The organism is Pseudomonas sp. A014 (genome assembly GCF_052378495.1).
Lineage (GTDB): Bacteria > Pseudomonadota > Gammaproteobacteria > Pseudomonadales > Pseudomonadaceae > Aquipseudomonas > Aquipseudomonas machongensis.
This window is the reverse complement of sequence record NZ_CP199001.1, coordinates 3,947,522-3,959,827: the sequence shown is the minus strand read 5'-3', so window position 1 is coordinate 3,959,827 and position 12,306 is coordinate 3,947,522. Positions and strand designations below refer to the sequence as shown.

General features: G+C 62.8%; 16 protein-coding genes. 6 read left to right on the top strand and 10 right to left on the bottom strand.

The genetic code is table 11. The features are described 5' to 3' along the window. Positions 1-337: 337 nt before the first annotated feature. Entirely contained in the window at positions 338-742 is a 405-nt protein-coding gene (locus tag ACTYOL_RS18490; protein ID WP_054894328.1) for a TraR/DksA family transcriptional regulator, read from the top strand. A gap of 186 nt (positions 743-928) precedes the next feature. Beyond that, complete coding sequence (locus tag ACTYOL_RS18485) at positions 929-1,114, top strand: hypothetical protein (RefSeq protein WP_153774797.1); 186 nt, start codon at positions 929-931, stop codon at positions 1,112-1,114. Between the two features lie 5 nt (positions 1,115-1,119). Here the strand turns inward: ACTYOL_RS18485 and ACTYOL_RS18480 are convergent, their stop codons facing one another. After that, complete coding sequence (locus ACTYOL_RS18480; protein ID WP_063545549.1) at positions 1,120-1,317, bottom strand: hypothetical protein; 198 nt, start codon at positions 1,315-1,317, stop codon at positions 1,120-1,122. A gap of 315 nt (positions 1,318-1,632) precedes the next feature. On the opposite strand from ACTYOL_RS18480, the gene ACTYOL_RS18475 reads away from it, so the two are divergent. Next, positions 1,633-2,103, top strand: a complete 471-nt coding sequence (locus ACTYOL_RS18475) for a hypothetical protein (protein ID WP_054894325.1) — start codon at positions 1,633-1,635, stop codon at positions 2,101-2,103. Further along, positions 2,100-2,312 carry a hypothetical protein gene (locus tag ACTYOL_RS18470; RefSeq protein ID WP_444756891.1) on the top strand — a complete coding sequence of 71 codons (213 nt, stop codon included), beginning with the start codon at positions 2,100-2,102 and terminating at the stop codon, positions 2,310-2,312. Before ACTYOL_RS18475 ends, ACTYOL_RS18470 begins: the two co-directional genes overlap by 4 nt. A gap of 30 nt (positions 2,313-2,342) precedes the next feature. Here the strand turns inward: ACTYOL_RS18470 and ACTYOL_RS18465 are convergent, their stop codons facing one another. The 7 genes from ACTYOL_RS18465 to ACTYOL_RS18435 all read right to left on the bottom strand — a co-directional run bounded on the left by ACTYOL_RS18465 (position 2,343) and on the right by ACTYOL_RS18435 (position 9,495). Continuing rightward, positions 2,343-2,708 (bottom strand): Na+/H+ antiporter subunit G, encoded by a 366-nt coding sequence (locus ACTYOL_RS18465; protein ID WP_063545547.1) that lies wholly within the window; start codon positions 2,706-2,708, stop codon positions 2,343-2,345. Further along, entirely contained in the window at positions 2,705-2,983 is a 279-nt protein-coding gene (locus ACTYOL_RS18460) for a K+/H+ antiporter subunit F (RefSeq protein WP_444756890.1), read from the bottom strand. Before ACTYOL_RS18460 ends, ACTYOL_RS18465 begins: the two co-directional genes overlap by 4 nt. Further along, the gene (locus ACTYOL_RS18455; protein ID WP_054894321.1) at positions 2,980-3,468 is read right to left on the bottom strand and encodes a Na+/H+ antiporter subunit E; all 489 of its coding nucleotides are present in this window, start codon (positions 3,466-3,468) and stop codon (positions 2,980-2,982) included. The genes ACTYOL_RS18460 and ACTYOL_RS18455 overlap by 4 nt, the downstream gene beginning before the upstream one ends. Further along, a complete protein-coding gene (locus ACTYOL_RS18450) occupies positions 3,465-5,141 on the bottom strand; it encodes a monovalent cation/H+ antiporter subunit D (protein ID WP_153774800.1) in 1,677 nt (558 codons plus the stop codon). Before ACTYOL_RS18450 ends, ACTYOL_RS18455 begins: the two co-directional genes overlap by 4 nt. After that, on the bottom strand, positions 5,138-5,482 hold the full coding sequence (locus ACTYOL_RS18445; RefSeq protein ID WP_054894319.1) for a Na+/H+ antiporter subunit C: 345 nt from the start codon (positions 5,480-5,482) through the stop codon (positions 5,138-5,140). Before ACTYOL_RS18445 ends, ACTYOL_RS18450 begins: the two co-directional genes overlap by 4 nt. Then, the gene (locus tag ACTYOL_RS18440; protein ID WP_444756889.1) at positions 5,482-8,394 is read right to left on the bottom strand and encodes a monovalent cation/H+ antiporter subunit A; all 2,913 of its coding nucleotides are present in this window, start codon (positions 8,392-8,394) and stop codon (positions 5,482-5,484) included. The genes ACTYOL_RS18445 and ACTYOL_RS18440 overlap by 1 nt, the downstream gene beginning before the upstream one ends. Positions 8,395-8,544: 150 nt before the next feature. Continuing rightward, positions 8,545-9,495 carry a DMT family transporter gene (locus ACTYOL_RS18435; RefSeq protein WP_444756888.1) on the bottom strand — a complete coding sequence of 317 codons (951 nt, stop codon included), beginning with the start codon at positions 9,493-9,495 and terminating at the stop codon, positions 8,545-8,547. 83 nt (positions 9,496-9,578) lie between these two features. On the opposite strand from ACTYOL_RS18435, the gene ACTYOL_RS18430 reads away from it, so the two are divergent. After that, positions 9,579-10,142, top strand: coding sequence for a helix-turn-helix domain-containing protein (locus ACTYOL_RS18430; RefSeq protein WP_444756887.1), 564 nt, complete (start codon positions 9,579-9,581; stop codon positions 10,140-10,142). 10 nt (positions 10,143-10,152) lie between these two features. On the opposite strand, the gene ACTYOL_RS18425 is transcribed toward ACTYOL_RS18430, so the two are convergent. After that, the gene (locus ACTYOL_RS18425; protein WP_063545544.1) at positions 10,153-10,701 is read right to left on the bottom strand and encodes a cysteine hydrolase family protein; all 549 of its coding nucleotides are present in this window, start codon (positions 10,699-10,701) and stop codon (positions 10,153-10,155) included. A gap of 85 nt (positions 10,702-10,786) precedes the next feature. Here ACTYOL_RS18425 and ACTYOL_RS18420 point away from each other — a divergent pair, with 85 nt between their 5' ends. Further along, positions 10,787-11,770 (top strand): GlxA family transcriptional regulator, encoded by a 984-nt coding sequence (locus ACTYOL_RS18420; RefSeq protein ID WP_444756886.1) that lies wholly within the window; start codon positions 10,787-10,789, stop codon positions 11,768-11,770. On the opposite strand, the gene soxR is transcribed toward ACTYOL_RS18420, so the two are convergent. Continuing rightward, the gene (soxR, locus tag ACTYOL_RS18415) at positions 11,740-12,231 is read right to left on the bottom strand and encodes a redox-sensitive transcriptional activator SoxR (protein ID WP_153774804.1); all 492 of its coding nucleotides are present in this window, start codon (positions 12,229-12,231) and stop codon (positions 11,740-11,742) included. The two genes, ACTYOL_RS18420 and soxR, sit on opposite strands and share 31 nt — an antisense overlap. Positions 12,232-12,306: the final 75 nt, after the last annotated feature.

Sequence of the window (12,306 nt, the reverse complement as noted above, 5' to 3'; positions counted from 1 at the left end):
ATCATCGTCGACAGGTGGCGTAGAGGTAGCCTGTCACTACCCCGAGCCAGAGCGTTCGGTATTGTAGCTGCAGGCTGACAGCAGGGCGGCTGTTGTTGCATATTAATGGGGCTGCGCCGCTGTCCGTGATGGTGTTCATCCCCGAGTATGGTCCCGGGGCAATCCGTCCGATTCGGCAGATTCCTCTGTCATTTCTGTTGCCCCACGGGGCCGGGCACCTTAGACTGCCGCCCCCTGTAAAAGAGTGCCGGTTGGCGCTTGAAGAATTCCGCTGCCTGCGAGCCATCGCCGGCGGCACCCGAATCGCCCAAATGCACATTTTTTCATAGAGAAATCGATGACCAAGGAACAGTTGCTGGCCATGTCGGCCGATGACTACATGAATGCCGATCAGCTCGGGTTCTTCACCGCGCTGCTGCAAGCGATGAAAGTCGAGACCCATGAGCGCATCGAGCTGAGCCGCGCCACCATCGAAAGCCTGGATACGCCCTCTGACCCGGCCGATGTGGCTTCGGTCGAGGAAGAGCGTCATTGGCTGGTCAACGCCATCGAGCGCGACCAGCGCCTGCTGCCGCAGCTGGAGATGGCCCTGGGCCGTATCGCTGACGAGAGCTTTGGCTGGTGCGACGACAGCGGCGAGCCGATCGGTCTGCAACGCTTGCTGATCAGCCCGACCACCAAATACTGCATTGAAGCCCAGGAGCGTCACGAGCAGCTCGACCGCCATCAGCGGCAGATCTGACCGGAGACACTCGGCGCAAGGCCCTGCGGAGCAATCCGTGGGGCCTTTCGCGTTTCCGCAGGAGCAGAAAGCATTTCGATTTGTTGCGATTGATGCAATACAGCTCTACCGGCAAGCGCTTTTTCCCGGCCTTGGCGGGTCGTATTCTATCCATGTAGTTAGCTTGCTAATTAAATGGAGAGGGTCATGCAATCCCGGGTCAATGTGGCAGTGATGATAGGCTCTGGTGTACCTGCGATGCTGCAGGCACAGGGACAGCGGGCATGCTGGGTAGTGTTGGTCGATGGCGAGCGTCGCGGTACGGCCTTCGCCAGCCGGGCTGAAGCGCTGGAGTGTCAGGCTGCCTGGCTGCAGCAACTGGCGAAGGGATAGGCGGCTTAGATATCCAGGCTTAGCGCCAGTTCGCAGGCTGCCAGGTGGCTGCGGCGAAAGCCCATGACTCGGCCAGTGGCACGCTCGGTGATGTGGAAGAACGCGACGCCGGCGGGAATGACCACGAAACGCGCGATGTTGCGCACAGGTCGGATGTAAGAAATGTTCGAGACCTCTCGACGGATTTCGGTGTTTTCGTGCATATTCTTTCCCCTGTAAATGCATGGATGAATGCCGGACCCATTCTGCCGAGGGGCCTGGCTTTATCTATTGCATCTTTTCTGGCGGCATTGTTGTCAGACAATATTGTTCCCCCTGTGGGATCTATGCTGAGCGTTCTCTTGGGGTTTTGGCTGGCGTGCGAGGGTGAAAGATCCTGCCTGCCGTATCGACGAGCCCCGCAGACGTTTCAAGCATCATGTCACTAACCTTTCAGACTTCGCTTTGAAATGGCCGCCGCGTCACGCTTTCACGACTTCGTGTGGCGGCGGGAAACAACCGGTTCGAGGATCACTTCATTGGCAGTCAGTACTCTGGATACCCACGCCCTGTTCGCCCTGGGCGACTTGCGGGCCAAGTTGGTCAAGCTCTTTCAGGGCCGTTTCATCTACGTCACCGAGCAGAACCCCGATGGCCTGTACATGGCCGAGATCGATACCGACAACGCGATGGTCGTCGATGACAAGCAACGTCTGGAACTGAAGGTCGGGGATCACTTCCGGGCCGCGGTCCTGCCCAGTCGCGAGGGTGGCAAGCTCGAGCTGCGCTTTCGCGACATAAAGTTCAACGTATATGGCGTGGGTGACTATGCGTTCGTCTCGGTACCCGAGGGCGATGGCATTGTTTTCCGTGACGGGCAGGGCGTGATGCTCGTGTTCGCTGCCCAGTCCCAGGTGGCGGAAGGCCTGGGCAAACTGCTCAAGGCGGTGACCGGCAAGGTCGCCAAATGGCGCAAGGGCGAGCTGACCACCTTCAAGGCCAGTGAATGAGTGGCCACGATGAGCTGCCTGCGGGGCGCGCCGAGTTTCACCAGCGCCACAAGGCGCAAGCAATCCTGGACGCCGAGCGCCTGATGGCCTATCGAGCACAGTTGAAGGATGGTTGGCTGGCCTGGGTGGCGGGGGAGCTCTATCGGCTCGGCCCGCCTCCTTATGTGGCCATGGTTCGGCGCGAGCTGCAGCGCCTTACCCAGCACTGACAGCGTTTTCCAGGCGGCTTCAGCGGGCGCTCAGTTGCCCCGATCGCCACCGCTGCTGACCTCATCCGGCACCTGTTCTCCCGACATGCGTTTGCGGAACAAGGCGGCCCGCGCGAGCAGAAGCGTCGTGACCGGTACGGTAATCGACAGCAGGATCGGTATCAGCCAGGCATGCAGCACCGGCCCCTGCTTGAGACCGGAAAAGTACAGGATCGAGGCGAGGCTGACGCACCACGCGCCAATAGTCGAGGCCAGTGCAGGCGGATGCATGCGCTGGAAGTAGTCCTTCAGGCGCACCAGGCCGATTGCACCGATCAAGGCGAACAGGCTGCCTATCAGCAGCAGCGCGGCCGTGGCCAGCTCCAGCCAGAACGGAAGTTCGACGGTCTGCATCATTCGATCACCTCCCCACGCAGCAGGAACTTGGCCAGGGCAAAGGAGCCGACGAAGCCGAACAGGGCGATCAGCATCGCGCCTTCGAAGTAGGTATCACTGGCATAGCGGATGCCTAGCACCAGCATCATCAGCATGGCCAGGATGTACAAGTAGTCCAGCGCCAGGACCCGGTCCTGCGCCGAAGGGCCGCGGAACACCCTGACCATCGCCAGGGCCATGGCGATGATGAAGATGAACAGGCTGGCGAGAATGGCGTTGGCGAGCAGGCCAGTCATTCGAAGATCTCCATCAGCGGGCGTTCGTAGGTGTGCTTGAAGTGTTCGATGAAGGTGGCTTCGTCGTCCAGGTCGAACACATGCAGCAGCAGGATGCTGCGATCCAGGGCCAGCTCCGACCAGACCGTGCCGGGTACCACCGTGGTGATCATCGACAGGGCGGCCAGGCCATGGGCGTCGCGCAGTGACAGGGGGATGTGCACGAAGGCAGAGCGCGGTGGATGGCCGCCGGCTCGTAGCACGCCCCGGGCAACTTGCAGGTTCGAAAGAATAACATCCAGCCCCACACGGCCGATCAAGCGAGCAATCACCAGCGGGCGGCGGATATGCGCATGCTGCGGGCGCAACGGCGCCATGAGCACGGGTGCGAGGATGCCCAGGGCGGCGCCAAGCAGCAGATTGCCTGGGCTGACGGAAAGGTTCAGCACCAGCCACAGCACGAACAGCGCCAGCGACAGCAGCGGGGCGGGGAACAGCCGGTTCATGGTTGCACCTGCGTCATGGTGGTCGGCCCAGGCACGGGGCGGGTTGACAGGACCGCCTGGATATAGGCGTCGGGTGCCTGCAGGCCGGCGGCGGTGTCCTGGGTGTAGCGCAGCAGCGGTTCGGCCTGGATGCTGAGGACGATACACAGCCCCAGCAGTACCACGATCGGTATGCATTCATAGCGACGCAGCAATGGCGAGGGCCGCTCCTCAGGCTTCCAGAAGCGCTGGATGCCCACTCGGCCAAAGGCGATCAGCGATGCCATGCCCGATAGCAGCAACAGAGCTACCAGGCACCAGCCGGCGGCTGACAGAGGCTGCTCGGCCGCCATGCCCAGACCTTGCGGATTGAACAGGGCGCTGATCAGGTTGAGCTTGCCGATGAAGCCGGACAGCGGCGGCATGCCAATGATCAGCAGGGCGCAGGCGATGAAGCTCAAGCCGAGGAATGCCATGGTCCAGGGGATGATCTGACCGATCACTGCCTTCTGTTCGTCGTCGAGGTTGATGCCCTTGGGTGGATGCAGGGATTCGAGCGGCGGCGGGATGGCGTCCTCTTCGTCGTCCAGGGGCACTTCGTTGGCCGAGCGCGAACGCTCGATAAGTTCTGCCAGCAGGAACAAGGCGCACAAGGCCAGGGTGGAGCTGGTGAGGTAGAACAGTGCCGCGCCGGTGAGGGCCGCCTGACCGAAGCCGACCGACGCCAGCAAGGTGCCAGCCGAGACCAAAATGCTCAGCGCGGCGAGACGCTCCAGGCGCTGGGCGGCGAGAATCGAGACGGCAGCCACCGCGAGGGTGACGAGGCCGCCATACACCAGCCATTCCCCACCGAAATTCGCCGAAGCGCCTGCCTGGCCCGAGAACAAAAGTGTCCACAGCCGCAGCACTGCATACAGACCGACCTTTGTCATGATGGCGAACAGTGCTGCGACCGGTGCGCTGGCCGAGGAGTAGGCCGGCACCAGCCAGAAGTTCAGCGGCCAGACCCCGGCCTTGACCAGGAATGCCATGGCCAGGATCGCCGCTCCGGCGTGCAGCAAGCCACGATCGGCTTCTGCGACCAACGGGATCTTCAGCGCCAGGTCGGCCATGTTCAGTGTGCCCGTCACGCCATAGAGCATGGCGGCGCCAACCAGGAACAGCGAAGAGGCGAACAGGTTGATGGCGATGTAGTGCAGCCCGGCCCTGACCCGCGCGCGTCCCGAGCCGTGCAGCAGCAGGCCATAGGACGCCGCCAGCAGCACTTCGAAGAACACGAACAGGTTGAAGAGATCGGCGGTCAGGAACGCACCGTAAAGGCCCATCAGCTGAATCTGGAACAGCGCGTGGAAGCTGGCGCCGGCGCCGTCCCAGCGGGCGCGGGCGAACAGCAGGGCGCTGACGCCGATTACACCGGTCAGGGTAAGCAGCAGTGCGGACAGGTGATCGAGTACCAGCACGATACCGAACGGCGCCGGCCAGTTGCCTGGCAGGTAGACACCGATGGACTCGGCCTGACCCTGGCCGCGTACCCACATCAACAGCGTCACGGCGACACCCAAGCCGATCAGGCTCGACAGCAGGTTCAGGCGGGCCTTGAACTGGCGGTGTTTTTCACCGATCAGCAGCATGATCGCAGCGGTTACCAGCGGTAGCAGGATCGGGGCGACAATCAGTTGATTCATCCAGCTCATTCCTCACGCTCCCGGCCATCGACATGGTCGGTGCCGGTCAGGCCGCGCGAGGCCAGCAGGACCACCAGGAACAGGGCGGTCATGGCAAAGCTGATGACGATGGCGGTCAACACCAGCGCCTGTGGTAGTGGGTCGGTGTAGTTCAGCAGGTCCTGTGGGACGCCCTCCTTGATGATCGGCTCCTTGCCGATGAACAGGCTGCCCATGCTGAAGATGAACAAATTGACGCCGTAGGAGAGCAGGCACAGGCCCATGATGACCTGGTAGGTCCGTGGGCGCAGTACCAGCCAGACTCCGGAGGCGGCCAGTACGCCGATGGCGACTGCGATGACTTCTTCCATCAGGCGGCTCCTGTCTGGCTGGATTTCGGATGGCCCGGGCGATAGGCGCGCACCGATTGGTGTGCCAGGGCGGTCAGGATCAAGAGCGTGGAGCCGACAACCACGGTGTACACGCCGATATCGAAGAACAAGGCGCTGGCGACATGGATGTCACCGAGCAACGGCAGATGCAGGTGCGCAGTGTGGGTGGTGAGGAACGGATAACCCAGCAACATGGCGCCTATGCCGGTAAGCGTGGCGCACAGCAGGCCGGTGCCCATCCAGCGCAGCGGTCGCAGGCTCATCTGGGCCTCGACCCACTGGGTGCCTGCGACCATGTACTGGAGGATGAATGCCACCGACATCACCAGCCCGGCGACGAAGCCGCCGCCTGGTTGGTTGTGGCCGCGCATGAACAGGTACATCGAGACCAGCAGGGCGATCGGCAGCAGCAGGCGTACCAATACTGCTGGCACCATCATGAAGCCCAGCGCGGTATCGGTGACATGCCGTGGATTGACCAGGTCGGTGATTACGTCCGGCGCCAGCTGGCGCTGTTGCGTCGGCAGCTGCATGCTCTCTTTCGGTGGGCGGAAGCGGCGCAGCAGGGCGAAGACCGTCAGCGCCACGGCGACCAGTACAGTGATTTCACCCAATGTATCGAAGCCGCGGAAGTCCACCAGCATCACGTTGACCACGTTGGTACCGCCACCCTCGGGGAGTGCACGGCTCAGGTAGAACGATGAGATGTCGTTGGGTGTCGGACGGGTCAACATGGCGTACGACAGCAGTGCCATACCGCCGCCGACCAGCACTGCCAGCAGCAGGTCGCGCAGGCGTCGCAAGCGTGCACGCTCCTGGCTGCCGGGCAGGGGAGAGACGCCTTCGATTCGGCGCGGCAGCCAGCGCAGGCCCAGCAGGATCAACACTGTGGTGACGACTTCGACCACCAGTTGCGTGAGTGCAAGGTCAGGGGCAGAGAACCAGACGAAGGTGATGCACGTCATCAGGCCGCAGACGCTGACCATGATCAGCGCAGCCAGGCGGTGGTATTTGGCCTGCCAGGCTGCGCCGATGGCACAGGCAATTGCAATCAGCCACATGGCGACGAATACGCCGGACCCCGGAATCTTGGGGCGGTCCCCCCAGCTGATGCCGCTGTACAGCATGGGGGTGAGGCCGGCGAGGAAGGCGGCGACCACCAGCATGAATAGCTGGGTCTGCAGGCGGCGGCTGGTCAACAGTCCTTCGAGGTGCCGGGCCAGCAGCATCAGACGTACCAGTCCGTGCTCGAACAGCCGCTTGCCATTGAAGCGTTCGATCAGTGGCGGGTAGGGGAAACGGCCCAGGCGCAACTGTTTGCGCAGCAACAGGTAGAGCACCACGCCGCCGCACATGGCGATCAGGCTCATGATCAGGGGGGCGTTCCAGCCATGCCAGATAGCCAGGCCGTATTCCGGCAGGGTGCCGCCCACCACCGGCAACGCTGCGGCGGCGAGCAGCGGGCCCACCGACTGGGCAGGGAAGATGCCGACTACCAGGCAGGTCAGGACCAGCAGTTCGACCGGCGCGCGCATCCAGCGCGGGGGTTCGTGGGGGGTATGCGGAAGGTCCTGGGCGGTCGGGCCGAAGAACACGTCGACCGTGAAACGCAGGGCGTACGCAACGCTGAACGTGCCTGCAAGGGTGGCGATCACCGGCAAGGCGGCCTCGACCCAGGCACTGGAGCTGATGAATACGGTTTCGGCGAAGAACATTTCCTTGGAGAGGAAGCCATTCATCAGAGGTACGCCGGCCATGGACGCACTGGCGACCATGGCCAGGGTGGCGGTATAGGGTACCAGGCGTATCAGGCCGCTGAGACGGCGAATGTCGCGGGTGCCGCTTTCATGGTCGATGATGCCGGCGGCCATGAACAGCGAGGCCTTGAAGGTGGCGTGGTTGAGGATGTGGAACACTGCCGCGACAGCGGCCAGCGGGCTGTTCAGCCCTAGCAACAGGGTGATCAGGCCCAGGTGGCTGATGGTCGAATAGGCCAGCAGCCCCTTGAGGTCATTCTGGAACATCGCCGCGAAGGCACCCAGCAGGAGGGTACAGGCACCTGCCCCGCCGACGATCCAGAACCACTCCTCGGTGCCCGACAGCGTTGGCCATAGGCGTGCCAGCAGGAACACCCCGGCCTTGACCATGGTCGCCGAATGCAGATAGGCCGAGACCGGTGTGGGTGCAGCCATGGCATGCGGTAGCCAGAACTGGAAGGGGAACTGCGCGCTCTTGCTCAGGGCGCCAATCAGGATCAGCGGCAGCAATACGGGATAGAGCGCGTGCTGGCGGACGGTTTCGCCAGCGGCCAGGACCTTGTCCAGGTCATAGCTGCCGACCACATGGCCCAGCAGCAAAGCGCCGACCAGCAGGCACAAACCCCCTGCACCCGTGACCATCAGCGCCATGTAAGCGCCGCGGCGGGCATCGCTGCGGTGATGCCAGTAGCCGATGAGGAGGAAAGAAAACAGGCTGGTCAGCTCCCAGAAGAACACCAGCTGAATCAGGTTGCCGGAAATCACCAACCCGAGCATTGCGCCCATGAATGCCAGGAAGAAGGCAAAGAATCGTGGCACGGGGTCTTGGGGTGACATGTAGTAGCGCGCATACAGCGACACCAGTGTGCCGATGCCCAGCACCAGCAACGAGAACAGCCAGGCGAAGCCATCCATGCGCAGCACGAGGTTGAGCCCGAGGCTGGGCAGCCAGAGGAATTCTTCGCGGATCACGCCGCCATGGGCGATCTGCGGGTACAGCAGCGCTACCTGGACAGTGCTGACCAAGGCCACGAGCCCGGCGAGAATGGACTCGGCGTTACGCGCATTGTGCGGCAGCACGGCTGCCAGGCAACTGCCGATGAAGGGCAGAAGCAATAGCACTATCAAAGACATAGCGTTCTAATCTACGGAGGTTTGCCATGGATCATACGTGTCACGCTGGTGATCACCAACACGCAAGCTGTGGCAGAATCCTACAAAAGCGCTGTGACAAGCTGTTTTTTTATAACAGTTTTTTTCAGAGCATAGCCGCTGATCAGGAGTTCAACGCCCTGTCTCGCTTTCGCTTGGCGTCAGGCCTTGCGGCTCTGGAAGGGGATCGCGATCGCGGCGAATCTTCAGTTCGCTGACGACCACGGCGATCACGATCAGCAGGCCACCAATAAGCGCCACGCCTGGCAAGCGGTCCCCTGCGATACGACCAACGATGCCGGCCCAGACCGGTTCGCCGGCATAGATCAGCGTGGCACGGGTTGGCGAGACAGATTTCTGCGCCCAGTTCATCGCCACCTGGATTACCGCGCTCATGGCGCCCAGGCCAAGGGCGCTGGCCAACAGCAGCCAGGAGAAATCCGGGATGCGCTCCTGGGTCGGAATGATCATCAGGAATGATAGCGCCGAGGCAGTTGCCAGTTGCACCACGGTGACCCGCCGCACATCGACCTTTCCGGCATAACGGCTGATCAGGATGATCTCGCCGGCGATGGCCACGGCGCTGACCAAGGTCACGATTTCGCCTTCGCTGAAATTCAGCGCACCACCCTCAGGGCCGGCCAGCAGCATCAGGCCGACAAAGGCCAGGCAGATACCGATGCTTGGCATCAGGCCGGGCCGGCGCCCCAGCACCAACCATTGCAGCAGCGGCACGAAGGGTACGTAGAGGGCCGTGATGAAGGCCGACTGGCTGCTGCTGATGGTTTGCAGGCCCATGGTCTGCAAGCCGTAGCCGAGCATGATCGATACACCGATCAGCACGCCGGCTTTGAGTTCGGTGAACGTTAGGCCCGACAGCGCTCGCGCCGATACCAGCCCGACGAACAGTGCCGCTGCCGCGAATCGCAGGCCGACGAAGAACATCGGTCCGCTCACGCTCATGACGTTGTGCACGATCAGGAAGGTGCCGCCCCAGAGCATGGTGATGAACACCAGCACCCATTCGGCTTTGCTCAGGCGAAAGGATACGGACGGCCGCGGGCTGCTGCTGGTGTGGGTCATGGTCTTGCGCACTCGGAAGGGGCGGCGCACAATCGCCGCTAAGTGGGCAGTATACTGCGCAACCCCTACCAGTGAGCAATATAGTGCACAAAGATTCCTCGCACCGCGCTTCGGTGCTGCAGCACGTCAGTCAGAACATCCGCCGCCTGCGTAACGACAGGGGGCTGAGCCAGACCGCCTTGGCCGAAAGCTCTGGTGTCAGTCGGCGCATGCTGGTTGCCATCGAGGCAGGCGAGAAGAACGTCAGCCTCACCACCCTCGACCTGATCGCCGAAGCGCTGGGTGTGGCGTTCAGTACGCTGATCCAGGCGCCCGAGCATCGCGATCCTGCACGCATCAATGAGCTGGCCTGGGCCGGTGAGCAGCCGGACAGCCGCGCGGTACTGCTGGGTAGTAGCCCCGCGCGGCGCGAGGTCGAGCTCTGGGAGTGGACCCTGGCACCGGGCGAGCACTATGCCAGTGAGGCTGATGCCGAGGGTTGGAGCGAGCAGATCTATGTGACCGAGGGCTGTCTGACGCTGCTGATCGAAAGCGGTGAACTGCGCCTGCGCGCTGGGGAGTTCCACATCTTCCCCAGCGACTGCCGCTACGCGTACCGCAACGACGGCGACCAGCCCACGCGATTCGTGCGCAATGTGGTGATCTGATCCACCCAGCCTACTTGGCCAGCAACGTATCGGTACTCTCGACGGCGGCAAAGGCGAAAGCTAGCGCCGCCATGGCCGAGTCGTGCACGTGCGATGCGGGCACCGTCTGTCCATTGAACTCCAGGGCCAGCGTGGCGCAGGCGTCGTGCGCCACCGAGACCTGGTAGCCGAAGTCTGCGGCAGCGCGGGTTGCCGAATCGATGCACATGTGGCTCATGGCGCCGACGATGGTAAGGTTTTTTACCTCATGCTTGTCGAGGAGCGACTTGAGCTCGGTGTCGCGAAACGCGTTGACTTGATGCTTGAGCACCACCGGCTCGCTGCTGATCGGCAGTACCTTGGCGTGGATCTCGGCGCCTGGCGAGCCAGGGGCAAAAAACGGCGCATCGGCTGATTCGAACTCATGGCGCACATGCACGACCAGGTCGCCGCGCTCGCGGGCAGCGGCGAGCAGGCGGGCGGCGTTGTCGGCCGCCGCATCGGCGCGGTCGAGCGTCCATTTGCCACCGGGGAAGTAATCGTTCTGGATATCGATGAGAATCAGGGCCTGCTTGCTCATGTTGCGCGCCTCCTTGGGCGTGGTCGTGGTGTGGCGATAGTTATAGGCTTGAACGACCGACATGGGGATTGGCGCGACCGACACAATGAGGGCAAAAACTGACATGGGTACAGGCTTGGAAATCGGTGTGCTGGTCTATCCCGATGCGCAGCGTGCCGCTGTACATGGGCTGACCGACCTGTTCACGGTCGCCAATCAGGTCGCCTGTGAACTCGGTGATGGGAAGCTGCTGCCGATCCGTATCAGCCACTGGCAACTCGATCAGGCCGGTGAACTCTGCGAGGTGTACGACAGCCTGCCGGGCGCGCGCCATGACCTCAAGGTGCTGGTGGTGCCGCCCAGCCTTGGGCCGGCACCTGCACCTGCGCTGCTTGAGCGACACCGCGCGCACTTGTGCCAGTGGCATGCACGCGGCACTGTGCTCGCTTCGGTGTGCATCGGCGTGTTCTTCATTGCTGCCAGTGGCCTGCTGGACGGGCGTTCGGCGAGTACCCACTGGAATTACGCCCAGACCTTGGCCGAGCGCTACCCGCAAGTACGCGCCGATGCCAGCGTAGCGGTACTGGACGATGGCGACATCATGACGTCGGCCGGGCTGATGGCCTGGACCGAGCTCGGGCTGCGTCTGCTTGAGCGTTTCCTGGGTGCCACCCTGGCGCGCGAGACTGCACGCTACCTGGCGGTCGATCCGGTGCCGACCCCGCTGCCCGGTGCGTTGTTCACACCGAGGCTGGATCACGGCGATGAAGCCGTGCTGAAGGTGCAGCACTGGCTGCAGGGGAGTGGTGCGCGAGAGGCCAATCTGGCAAACATGGCTGGATGTGCCGGGCTCGAAGAGCGTACGTTTCTGCGGCGTTTTCGCGCGGCGACCGGATTGCGTCCTACCCAATACTGCCAGCAGGTCCGGGTAGGACGTGCCTGCCGCCTGCTGGAGTTCACCCGGCGCAGCGTCGACCAGATTGCCTGGGGCGTGGGCTATCAGGACCCCGGTGCCTTTCGTAAGGTGTTCCAGCGTGTCACCGGCCTGACACCCAGTGACTACCGGCGACGTTTCGCCGTGGTTGCCTGAGCGTCTGGGCCTAACGGGTGTGGCCCCGGGCCTTCCGCGGCGAGGCGGTCGCTATGGTTGCGCAGCGGACATTCCTTCAATGACATGCAGCCGCAGCCAATGCAGCCATCCAGCTGGTCGCGCAGCATCATCAATTCTTCGATGCGCTGGTTCAGGTCTTCTCGCCATCGTGCGGAAAAACGCTGCCAGTCTTCAGCGGTCGGCGTGTGCCCTTTGGGCAGGGTATCGAGCGCTTCGGCGACTTGCGCCAGCGGTACTCCCAGGCGCTGCGCCATCTTGATCACTGCCACCCGGCGTAGCATGGCTCGCTCGAAGCGGCGCTGGTTGCCGTTGTTGCGGGTGCTGTGGATCAGTCCCTTGCTTTCATAGAAGTGCAGCGCGGTCACCGCGACGCCGCTGCGCGCGGCCAACTGGCCTACGCTGAGCAGGCGTTCCGGCGCCGTCACGTCCTTGCTGGGCATGTCGAAATATTCCTTGACCTTGACTTAACTCGAGGTTTTACCCTGCTCGCCATCACGCTGCAAGTACCCCGAGCA

Excerpts from the sequence above, each read along its gene's own strand:
- ACTYOL_RS18490 (WP_054894328.1), top strand. The coding sequence starts at position 338 with ATGACCAAGGAACAGTTGCTGGCCATGTCGGCCGATGACTACATGAAT.
- ACTYOL_RS18485 (WP_153774797.1), top strand. The coding sequence starts at position 929 with ATGCAATCCCGGGTCAATGTGGCAGTGATGATAGGCTCTGGTGTACCT.
- ACTYOL_RS18480 (WP_063545549.1), bottom strand. The coding sequence starts at position 1,317 with ATGCACGAAAACACCGAAATCCGTCGAGAGGTCTCGAACATTTCTTAC.
- ACTYOL_RS18470 (WP_444756891.1), top strand. The coding sequence starts at position 2,100 with ATGAGTGGCCACGATGAGCTGCCTGCGGGGCGCGCCGAGTTTCACCAG.
- ACTYOL_RS18465 (WP_063545547.1), bottom strand. The coding sequence starts at position 2,708 with ATGATGCAGACCGTCGAACTTCCGTTCTGGCTGGAGCTGGCCACGGCC.
- ACTYOL_RS18460 (WP_444756890.1), bottom strand. The coding sequence starts at position 2,983 with ATGACTGGCCTGCTCGCCAACGCCATTCTCGCCAGCCTGTTCATCTTC.
- ACTYOL_RS18455 (WP_054894321.1), bottom strand. The coding sequence starts at position 3,468 with ATGAACCGGCTGTTCCCCGCCCCGCTGCTGTCGCTGGCGCTGTTCGTG.
- ACTYOL_RS18450 (WP_153774800.1), bottom strand. The coding sequence starts at position 5,141 with ATGAGCTGGATGAATCAACTGATTGTCGCCCCGATCCTGCTACCGCTG.
- ACTYOL_RS18445 (WP_054894319.1), bottom strand. The coding sequence starts at position 5,482 with ATGGAAGAAGTCATCGCAGTCGCCATCGGCGTACTGGCCGCCTCCGGA.
- ACTYOL_RS18440 (WP_444756889.1), bottom strand. The coding sequence starts at position 8,394 with ATGTCTTTGATAGTGCTATTGCTTCTGCCCTTCATCGGCAGTTGCCTG.
- ACTYOL_RS18435 (WP_444756888.1), bottom strand. The coding sequence starts at position 9,495 with ATGACCCACACCAGCAGCAGCCCGCGGCCGTCCGTATCCTTTCGCCTG.
- ACTYOL_RS18425 (WP_063545544.1), bottom strand. The coding sequence starts at position 10,701 with ATGAGCAAGCAGGCCCTGATTCTCATCGATATCCAGAACGATTACTTC.
- ACTYOL_RS18420 (WP_444756886.1), top strand. The coding sequence starts at position 10,787 with ATGAGGGCAAAAACTGACATGGGTACAGGCTTGGAAATCGGTGTGCTG.
- soxR (WP_153774804.1), bottom strand. The coding sequence starts at position 12,231 with ATGCCCAGCAAGGACGTGACGGCGCCGGAACGCCTGCTCAGCGTAGGC.